9 protein-coding genes are annotated in these 9,919 nt (G+C 51.3%); all 9 read left to right on the forward strand.

All coding sequences use genetic code 11. The features are described 5' to 3' along the window. The first annotated feature begins 78 nt into the window (after positions 1 to 78). The 9 genes from HMPREF9069_RS04995 (at position 79) to ffh (ending at position 9,572) form a co-directional block, all read left to right on the forward strand. On the forward strand, positions 79 to 570 hold the full coding sequence (locus tag HMPREF9069_RS04995) for a hypothetical protein (RefSeq protein ID WP_021626083.1): 492 nt from the start codon (positions 79 to 81) through the stop codon (positions 568 to 570). 5 nt (positions 571 to 575) lie between these two features. Beyond that, positions 576 to 1,127, forward strand: coding sequence for a YceD family protein (locus tag HMPREF9069_RS05000; protein WP_021626084.1), 552 nt, complete (start codon positions 576 to 578; stop codon positions 1,125 to 1,127). A gap of 163 nt (positions 1,128 to 1,290) precedes the next feature. After that, positions 1,291 to 1,470, forward strand: coding sequence for a 50S ribosomal protein L32 (rpmF, locus tag HMPREF9069_RS05005; RefSeq protein ID WP_021735096.1), 180 nt, complete (start codon positions 1,291 to 1,293; stop codon positions 1,468 to 1,470). Positions 1,471 to 1,569: 99 nt separating this feature from the next. Continuing rightward, entirely contained in the window at positions 1,570 to 2,568 is a 999-nt protein-coding gene (plsX, locus tag HMPREF9069_RS05010) for a phosphate acyltransferase PlsX (RefSeq protein WP_035438506.1), read from the forward strand. Between the two features lie 65 nt (positions 2,569 to 2,633). Then, positions 2,634 to 2,873, forward strand: a complete 240-nt coding sequence (locus HMPREF9069_RS05015) for an acyl carrier protein (RefSeq protein ID WP_021626087.1) — start codon at positions 2,634 to 2,636, stop codon at positions 2,871 to 2,873. Positions 2,874 to 2,882: 9 nt separating this feature from the next. Continuing rightward, positions 2,883 to 3,650, forward strand: coding sequence for a ribonuclease III (rnc, locus tag HMPREF9069_RS05020; protein ID WP_021626088.1), 768 nt, complete (start codon positions 2,883 to 2,885; stop codon positions 3,648 to 3,650). Beyond that, entirely contained in the window at positions 3,650 to 7,192 is a 3,543-nt protein-coding gene (gene smc, locus HMPREF9069_RS05025) for a chromosome segregation protein SMC (RefSeq protein ID WP_021626089.1), read from the forward strand. Before rnc ends, smc begins: the two co-directional genes overlap by 1 nt. After that, positions 7,192 to 8,100 (forward strand): signal recognition particle-docking protein FtsY, encoded by a 909-nt coding sequence (gene ftsY, locus HMPREF9069_RS05030; RefSeq protein ID WP_021626090.1) that lies wholly within the window; start codon positions 7,192 to 7,194, stop codon positions 8,098 to 8,100. The genes smc and ftsY overlap by 1 nt, the downstream gene beginning before the upstream one ends. Before the next feature lie 53 nt (positions 8,101 to 8,153). After that, positions 8,154 to 9,572 (forward strand): signal recognition particle protein, encoded by a 1,419-nt coding sequence (ffh, locus tag HMPREF9069_RS05035; protein WP_035438509.1) that lies wholly within the window; start codon positions 8,154 to 8,156, stop codon positions 9,570 to 9,572. The last annotated feature ends 347 nt before the right edge of the window (positions 9,573 to 9,919 follow it).

Consider the following 9,919-nt stretch of genomic DNA (forward strand, 5'->3'; position numbering starts at 1 on the left):
CATTCTAAAATAAGTGTGAGATATAGCAGCTTGGACTTAAGCTTGCTCAAAACGAACTCAGGACGGAAGGAGTCCCAGATGCAGCCAGGTGAGGAGATCGAGAGCCTGGTCGGCGAGCTCGAGCAGATTATCAGTGAGGCAAAGCAACCCTTTGCTGGCGGTGCTCAAAAGAAGGTTGTCGACGCCCAGGAGATCTACGAGATCCTGGATGAGATTCGTGATCGTTTCCCCCAGGAGTTCGCCGATGCACGTCGCATTGTCAAGGAAGAGCAGGAGACTCTTGATCGTGCGCAGCAGCAGGCTGATGCTATCATCGCTGATGCGCAGCAGCAGGCGATGATTTTGGCTGGCGACCAAGAGGTAGTTCGTTTGGCTCAGCATCAAGCCGACCAGATTCGTGACCAGGCTTCTCAGTATGAGCGCGATACACGTTACAATGCCGAGTCCTATGCCGACTCCGTACTCGCTCATCTTGAGGACAACCTTAAGTCGATGACGAGCTCAGTTACGCGAGTCCGTCAGACGATTGAGGAAGGTTCTTCCTCTCGTCGTGAAGAGGCAGGTTGGTAGACGGCATGCAGCCGCTGATTATTCCTTTAGACGCAAGACTTGCAGATCCCGGTAGTACTCTACCGCTGATGGGTCATCTTGACGAAGAGGGCTATACCCTCGGTGATCATGATTTCACACTCCCTGCAGGTATTGATTATGATTTGATGTTCACCAATGCTGGTGAAGGTATTTTGGCTACGGGTATGCTCAATGCGCATGTTGTTGGCTCTTGCGATCGCTGCCTTGAGAAGGCTGAGTTTGATGTTGCGGGTGAAGTAGACGAGTATTTTCTCTTCCATGAGCCTGATCCCGCTAGCTTGGGTGACGATGAAGATGAGATTGACTTTGCGTTGGTCTCTGCCGATCAGACCATTGACTTGTCTGAAGCGCTTAGTTCAGCTCTGTTGATGGAAACCCCCTTCGTCGTTTTGTGTAAGCCTGACTGTCGCGGTCTTTGTCCTGTATGTGGTGCCAATCTCAATGAAGAAGATTGTGGCCATGCAGCTCAAATCGAGCAGGACAGATTGTCATCAAGTCCTTTTGCCAAGCTCAAGGAGCTTAAACTGGAGGATTAACATCGCGTAGCTTACTTGCTCCTGCGGCTTTTTGGGAGAAAGATATGCAGATAGTGGCACACAGACTATATGCGTGCTACAATCTCGTTTTGTGTGATTAGGTAGGACCGTGCCGTCGCATAGACTACGGACGGTGCGAGATGAGTTGGAAGCAGAGGTCAACATGGCAGTTCCTAAGCAAAAGAAGGGTCGCGGTGCCACCCACACCCGCCGTTCGGCAAACAGCAAGCTCACGGCACCTAGCCGCTCGGTGTGCCCCCGCTGCGGCGCCCCCAAGCTGCCGCATCATGTGTGCCCCAACTGTGGCTACTACAAGGACCGCGAGGTCATTGTCACCGAGTAGCCTCATGCTGCAAGGGACAGTCTGGGGTCGGTCTCCTCGTGGGGTCGACCCTTTTTTATTAGGTTTTAGGCGTAGTCTGCCAATTGAGAGGAGTTCCGCATGACCTGCATCTGTGTTGATGTAATGGGCGGAGACAAAGAGCCTCAGGTAGTTCTTGATGGAATTGATGCTGCTTTGGCTGAGGATCCTCAGTTACAAATCTTGGCTGTTGGTGCGGCTGAGTTTGTAGAACCATTTGCTGCTGTACGTCCCCGTGTTGAGGCGTTGGTATCGACTGAGGTTATAGGCATGGAAGAACATCCAGCTGAGGCAGTTCGCAACAAAAAGGATTCTTCAATTGTTCGAGCTTGCGCAGCGGTACGAGCGGGCAAAGCTGATGGTTTCTTTTCTGCAGGGGCAACAGGTGCGATTTTTGCAGCAGCAACTCTCGGTGTAGGCAGGATTCGTGGTGTAAAGCGTCCTGCTTTGGCAGCGGCTCTGCCAAGTGGCAGTGCGCATAGGACGGTTTTTGTGGATCTTGGAGCCAATGCAGATGCTCGTCCCGAAATGATGGTGCAGTTTGCTCAAATGGGACGTGCTTATGCCAAGGTGACTTTGGGGGTGGCAGATCCCAAAGTGGCTCTGCTTTCCAATGGTGCAGAAGAGACCAAAGGCTCTGAGGCAACGCTTGCAGCTCATGAAGCGCTGGTAGAGACTACAGCTAGCACGGGCTGGTTTGCTGGCAATTGTGAGGGCTCTGATCTTTTTGGGGACGCCTTTGACGTTATCGTGACCGATGGATTTACAGGCAATGTGGCGCTCAAGACCCTTGAGGGCACCGCAAAGTTTTTGGTTTCCGAAATCAAAAAAGCCGCCAAGGCATCACCTGTGGTTGGCCTTGGCGCGCTGCTTATCAAATCGCCTCTTAAAGAAGTAGCCCTTGCACTTTCGGGCGATGAGTACGGTGGAGCAGTACTTTTGGGTTGTAAAGCACCCGTGTTCATTGGTCATGGCGCCACTTCAGTTCAGGCAATTAAGCACGGTACTCTTGCAGCTGCTGCTGCTGTCAATTCTGGTCTCGTTGCCAAAATTTCCGATGAGCTTGTGGCAACAAAATAAGGTGCCCCAGGGGTTACAATCTTCTCAAAGTGTTTGTTTTGATTTGTTGTTTAAGAGAGGACTGAATGATGGATCGCAGCGAAATTTTTGACAAGGTCGCCACGCTTATCGCTGAGACCCTTGAGGTTGATGCTGACGAGTTGACCGAAACTACGAGCTTCAACGATTTGGGTGCTGATTCCTTTGACATGCTTGAGCTTGTAACTGCCATGGAAGATGAGTTTGAAGTCACCGTGGACGAGGATGGTCTAGGCGAGATTGAGACCATTGGCGACGCGATGGACGTCATTTTGAAAGCACAGTAAGGGGCTCTTTTGAAGTTGCACCAACGCATCACCGCCCTTGAGGAAATTCTTGGACATCATTTTCTCAATCAGCGGTTGATTAGCTCTGCCATTACGCACCCTTCAGCCGTCGAGGGTCATCCCGTCTCCGACTCCTACGAACGCCTTGAGTTTTTAGGCGATTCCATCATGGGGGCCATTGTCGCTACCGATTTGTTTGAGCGTTTTCCTCAGATGGATGAAGGGGAGCTTACCCGTCTCAAAATTTCTCTGGTTTCAGGCCCCATGTTGTCCGAGGTGGCGGAGGATTTGGGTATCGGCGAACTTATCGTGTTTGGCGAGTCAGAGCGGGGTACCGGCGCTCGCGGTATGAGGTCTGCTCTTGAGAATGTTTATGAGGCAGTTGTTGGTGCACTGTATTTGGATGCAGGGTACGAGAAAGCACATGATTTTGTGCGACGTACCTTGGGTCCACATATTACCCCTGAAATTGCCGAGCGACCTATTTCACCTAAATCACGTCTGCAGGAAGTGACTCAGCGTGATCTGCATGAGGGACCCGAATACAAAATCGTGGGACAAAGTGGTCCTGCTCATCAACCCACTTTTAATGCTGTGGCTCTGGTACAGGGTAGACGTATTGGTCGTGGTTGCGGCGGCTCAAAAAAAGATGCCGAAAGCGCTGCAGCTCAAGATGCTCTTGTGCGTCTAGGTTATATTGAGGATGCCACAGCCCCTAGTCCCACAGCCCCAATGACACTCTCGCATTATTTTGCCCAACATCAGGAGGAAGACTGATGTATCTCAAGTCGCTCTCCCTCAAGGGCTTCAAATCCTTTGCTGACAAAACGCAGATGTCTTTTGACCCTGGTCTTAACGTTGTAGTAGGACCTAACGGTTCGGGCAAATCAAACGTGTCCGATGCGGTACTTTGGGTATTAGGCGAGCAAAGCGCGCGCATGTTGCGTGGTCAAGCTATGGAAGATGTTATTTTTTCAGGTAGCTCTGCTCGTGAGCCAGTGGGTGTGGCAGAGGTCACGCTCGTTTTGGATAACGAGGACCATACTCTTCCAATTGATTTTTCTGAAGTGGCACTTACACGGCGCATGTATCGCTCGGGAGAGTCTGAGTATTTGGTCAATGGTGCCCCTTCGCGTTTGCGTGATATCCAAGACATCCTGCATGATTCGGGATTGGGCAAAGACACACATTCTATTATTAGTCAGGGCAAGCTGGATTCAATTTTGTCAGGTCGTCCCGAGGAACGTCGTGAGCTTATCGAGGAAGCAGCTGGCATCTCCAAGCATCGCCGTCGTAAGGAGCGCGCCGAGCGCAAGCTGACAGCGATGGATGCCAATTTGGTTCGCGCCAAAGATGTGCAACGCGAGCTCAATCGTCAATTACGCCCCCTTGAACGTCAGGTGGATCAAGCGCGCCGTCACCATGATCTTAAAGCGCAACTTCAAGGTATTCGCACCTCGCTTGCCGTTGATGACTTGCGGCAGTTGCAGCTGCGTCATCGCGAGCTTAGTAGTGCTGGCAACGAAGCGGCGGCTCGAGTAGAGCTAGCTCAGTACCGTCTTGACGAGCGCAATCATGAGCTTGAGAAATACCAGTCTCTGCTTGAACAAAAGGGCATTTTTGTTGGTGATCTTGATGGTCAGCGTCGCCGTATGCAAGATTTGTTAGGGCGCATGGATTCCGATATACGTCTTTTGGAGGAGAAGGGCAAAAACATGGTTGCCCGTCTTTCTGAAATGCGTATGAGTTTATCGACTGCAGAAACGCAGCGCGCAGATGCTGAGCATTTGCTTTCTGCAGTTTCGTCTGAGCTTGCTGAAGCACGAGGTGCCGAAACTGAGCTGCGTAGCTCTGTTAAGGAGCTCAAGCAGAGCTCTGAGGAAGCTACGGCGCACCGTCGTGAATTGGGAGCTCAAGTCAACAAACTCAATAATGAACAGCGTCAGGCACAGCACGTATCTGATACCGAAACGCTTGCGTATGCACGTCTGCGTGATCAGATTGAGTCTGCTGAGACAACAGATGAACTCTATGAGCAGCGTTTGTCTCGCATTTCCGAACAGCTTACCCAAAATGAAGCCGCTACAGAAAAAGCTGAAGCGCGCAAAAAGCAGCTCGAGACGTCGCTTGCTCAGGCGCATGCCGACCAAGATATTGCCGAGCAGCATATCGCTGAATGCCGCGAGGCTGTGTCTTTGGCACGTGAGCATGAAGTATCTGCACGCAAGGCCTTATCTGCTGCAGAGGCAGATCTTGCTGCTACAGAGGCTCTTGATCGTGCAGGAGAAAATCAAAGTGACTTGGTGGCAGCCCTGGCTCGGGGTCCTCAAAAAGATTTGATTCGCTATCGCTTAGCTGATGTGATGGAACCGGCTCCCGAATATGAGGCAGCGTTTGAAGCGTTTTTTGGCGGCGATCTAGCAGCTTTGGTAGTCGATAGCGTCAAGGAAGCAGGACTGCTGGCACAAACTGCTCTCGAGATGAATAGCAAGGGAACAGCAACACTGCTTTCCCTTGAGAGCGCCTCGCTTGCGCATGAGGATGCAGACAATCTGCCTGGTGTTGCTTTGGCAGGCAAGGTTGTGGCGCAAGCAGGTTGTGAGGCTTTAGTCGCATGCCTGTTAGATGGTGTGCGTTATGTAGAAAGTGCTGAGCAGGCTTTGCAGGCGCATGAGATGTATCCAGGACTTAGCTTTGTTTCTGCTGATGGCGCAGTGGTTCATGGTGATGGTCGCACATCAGTTGGTAAACTTGCCTCTGTCTCGGCAGGCGCTCTTGAGCGCAAACGTCGTCTACGTACTCTCCGCGCATCTATGCCGCAGCTTCAGGCTAATTTGGAAACAGCGATTACAAGTCTTGCCGATGCTGAGGCTGCTTTAGCTACGGCACGGGATGAAAGTTCTGCTGCTCGTGGTGAGCTTGCACGAATGAAGGGTGAGCTGAGTTCAACCACTTCTGAATTAGGTCGCCTTGCGGCTCAGCATGACTCGGCATTGTCCGAAAAAAAGCAAGTAGAGCGTACGCGTCAGGCCGCTGCTGATAAGGTTGCTGAGGCTCGCGAACAGGTACAGCGTCACAAGCAAGCAGCCAATGAGGCACAGGCGCGTGCAAAAGAAATTGCTGCTCAACTAGAAGATATCAATGCTGAGCGCAGTCGTGCAAGTCGCGAAGAGCGCGAAGCCCAAGACAGGTATTCGGAAACCAAGCTGCGTCTTGCGACAACCTCTGAGCGTCGTAATCATCTAGAGTCTCGTGAGCGTGAACTTCTGCGTTCGGTCAAACAACTCACAGAGCGCCTTGAGACAACGCGCCTGGCTGCTGCATCACTGGATGTAGTGCGCCTGCGTGTAGAGCCGCTACATGAGCGTTATGATGCCGTACGTGGATGTGCTTTTAGATGGGCAGAGCGTCTGCGCGACCGCGCTTCTCTTGAAGAAGCAAGCTCTGATTCATTGAAAAAGACCATCGCAGAGGCACGTGCAGTGGCTGATGCTGCAGCAAAAGAGCTGGATGCTGCTAAGGCTGAAGAGGCTTCGGTCAAAATTGAGATTGGTAAAGTTCAAGTCGAAGTTAAGCATGCTGTTGAGGCTATTGCAGCAACTGGTATGCCTCTTGAGGAGGCACTTGAGCTACCTGCTCCTGACAATCGTGAGGAAAGTGAACGTCGCGCCGAGCGTATCGCTCATCAGCTGGAATCCCTAGGCCCAGTTAACGAGGCCGCGATGGATCAATATAGCAAACTCAAGGAGCGCGCTGACTACATTGCCTCTCAGGTTGAGGATCTTGAGCGTGCGCGTACTTCTTTGCGCAAAATTACTTTGGCTATTGAGCGCAAAATGCGCAAGAGGTTCCTTACCGTTTTTGACCAGGTTAACGTCAATTTTTCTGAGGTTTTTTCTTTGCTTTTCCCCGGCGGCAAAGCACATCTTGAGATGGACGATCCCGATCATCCCGATGAGACGGGCATTGAGATTTCAGCGCAGCCACGTGGCAAGCGTATTGCAAAAATGACTCTGATGAGCGGTGGTGAAAAATCGCTTACGGCTTTGGCATTGCTTTTTGCCGTATACAAGACGCGCACGGTACCCTTCTATATCTTTGATGAGGTCGAAGCCGCACTAGACGATGCCAACCTCACCAAGCTTCTGGATGCTATCGAGCGTCTTAAGGAAACGACGCAGCTCATTGTTATCAGCCACCAAAGGCGCACGATGGAACAAGCAGATGTCTTGTATGGTGTATCCATGCGTGCTGATGGTGTCAGTCGTGTGGTCAGTCAGCGACTTGATCGCGCAACAGGAAAGGTAGTTGATGCCTAATGGGTTTTATGGAACGCCTGCAGAAAGGCCTTTCTCGTTCTCGTGAGGCACTTTCTGAGATTTTTTATATGGGTGGCGAGGTTGATGAGGACTTTTGGGAGGACCTCACAGATCGTCTGGTAATGGGCGATATCGGTGGCGAAGTAGCAATGCAGGTTACCGATGATTTACGTGAGCAGGCTGCTCGTGAAAATCTTGTCCGTCCCGATCAGTTGCGTTCTGCTTTGGCAAAGCGTCTGGCACAGGCATTTACGCCTGCTGAACGTGATCCGTTTTCTGATTTGCCAAGCTGTGTGCTCTTTGTTGGTATTAATGGTGCGGGTAAGACAACCACTGTGGGAAAACTAGCAGGGGCTGCAAAATCTGCTGGCCAAGGTGTTGTGATTGGCGGTGCGGATACTTTTCGCGCTGCTGCTATCGAGCAGCTGCAGGTTTGGGGCGATCGAGCTCATGTGCCTGTAATTACTCGTGAACGTGGGGGAGACCCTGCGAGCGTCTGCTATGACGTATTAGATGCTGCTGAGAAAAACAACAGCCAACTAGTGCTTATCGATACAGCAGGACGCCTGCATACCTCGCCTGAACTTATGCGTGAGCTTGAGAAGGTTGTGCGTGTCACTCGCAAGCGTGCCGATGGTGTGTTCCCTGTATCGGTAGTTTTGGTGATTGATGCTACAACTGGGCAAAATGGTCTTGCTCAGGCGCGCGAGTTTAATGATGCACTTGATATTGATGGTCTGATTGTTACCAAACTTGACGGTACAGCCAAGGGCGGTATTGCTATTGCCATCTCACATGAGCTAAAACTTCCGATTTATCGTATAGGCGTAGGTGAGGGTATTGAGGATTTGCAGTCCTTTGATGCACTTTCCTATACGACAGCATTAGTGGGAGATGTCACTGCATAGCTTAAGCGTGATTTTGCGTATGTTTTTTAGTGTATGACCCTGAAGGGATGTATATGTTCAACAGCCTCTCTGATCGCTTGCAAGATACTTTTTCCAAGCTGCGCGGCAAGGGCCGCTTGACCGAGGACGACATTAATGCAGCTATGCGTGAGATTCGCATGGCTCTGCTTGAGGCTGATGTAAATTATCGTGTTGTCAAGGATTTTGTGGCAGCTTGCAAGGAACGCTGTATGACTGCCGAGGTTCTTGACTCGCTGAGTCCTGCTCAAAATGTTGTGCGTATTGTACTTGATCGCCTAACTGAGCTTTTGGGCACCACTGATTCCAAGCTTGCGCTTGCCCAGAATCGCACGCCTAATGTCATTATGCTTGTGGGTCTGCAGGGTTCTGGTAAGACTACTGCAGCTTCCAAGCTTGCCTATTTGCTCAAGAAGCAGGGCCACAGTCCTTTGCTGGCTGCCTGCGATACTCACCGTCCCGCTGCAGCTGACCAACTTGAGACCCTTGGTGGAGAGATTGGTGTGCCAGTATGGCGTGGCGATGGCAAAGATGCAGTTGAGGTCGCAAAGGGCTCCATCCAAAACGCTGTTGATCGCATGTGTGACATCGTTATCGTCGATACTGCAGGTCGTTTGCAAATCGATGAGCTTATGATGCAGGAAGCAATTGCAATCAAACAGGCTGTCAAGCCCGATCAAATCCTCATGGTCGTTGACGCTATGGGCGGTCAAGATATCGTCAATGTTGTATCTACCTTTGCCGAGCGTACAGACTTTGATGGTGTCATCATGTCCAAGCTCGACGGCGATGCTCGTGGCGGCGGTGCTCTTTCGGTACGTGCTGTTACTGGTAAGCCTATTAAGTTTGTTTCTATGGGCGAGAAGCCCGATTCACTCGAGGTTTTTCATCCTGATCGCATGGCCAAGCGTATTCTTGGCATGGGCGACGTTATTGGCATTATTGAACAGGCTGAAAAGGTTGCTACCGAGCAGGATATTGCTGATGCTGAGCGTATGCTCAAGTCTGGCTTTACGATGGATGACATGCTCTCGCAGATGCAACAGATTCGCAAAATGGGTGGTCTAGGCAAGCTGATTGGCATGATTCCTGGTGGCGAGCGTATGATGGCTCAGGCTGGCGGCAATCTTGATGATACGCAGATTACTCGCATTGAGGCTATGATTCACTCAATGACAGTGGGGGAGCGTGCAAACCCCAAGCAGATTAATGGTCAGCGTCGTCGCCGTATTGCTGCGGGTTCAGGCCGTAGTGTTCAGGAAGTTAACCAGCTGCTCAAGCAGTGGGGTGAAATGAACAAAATGATGGGCAAGATGCGCCAGATGGCTGGCAATATGGGTGGTAATTCCAAGCAAGCAAAGCGCCAGATGCAGCAGATGATGCGCGGTATGGGCGGTATGCCTGGAATGGGTGGTATGCCTGGCTTTGGCGGCAAGCGTGGAAGACGCTTCTAGAGTCTCAATATCGTTCCCAACCACCCCGCCCCGCAGGCGGTCCACTCGGTTCACTACCGCCCCAGCCTCCCGCAAACGGTTCAATACCGTCCCAAATCTCCGCAGACGGTTCAAAACCGTCGCTCCGCTTCAACAAAAGTGTTGCTTACCTTTTTACTGAGGGTGCCTCTTGAACCGTTTGCAGATAAAAGGGTGCTTCTTGAACCCGTTGTAACCACTTTTCCGCAGGCGGTTCAAAACCGTACCAAACGGCTGAAGAATGCCCAGATAAAAATTTCCGCAAGGGCGTTTATTGAACCCGATGTGGGCGAAAGGGTGCATATTGAACCCGATGCGAGTAAAAGGGA

This window comes from Atopobium sp. oral taxon 810 str. F0209 (genome assembly GCF_000466405.1).
Classification (GTDB): Bacteria; Actinomycetota; Coriobacteriia; order Coriobacteriales; family Atopobiaceae; genus Olegusella.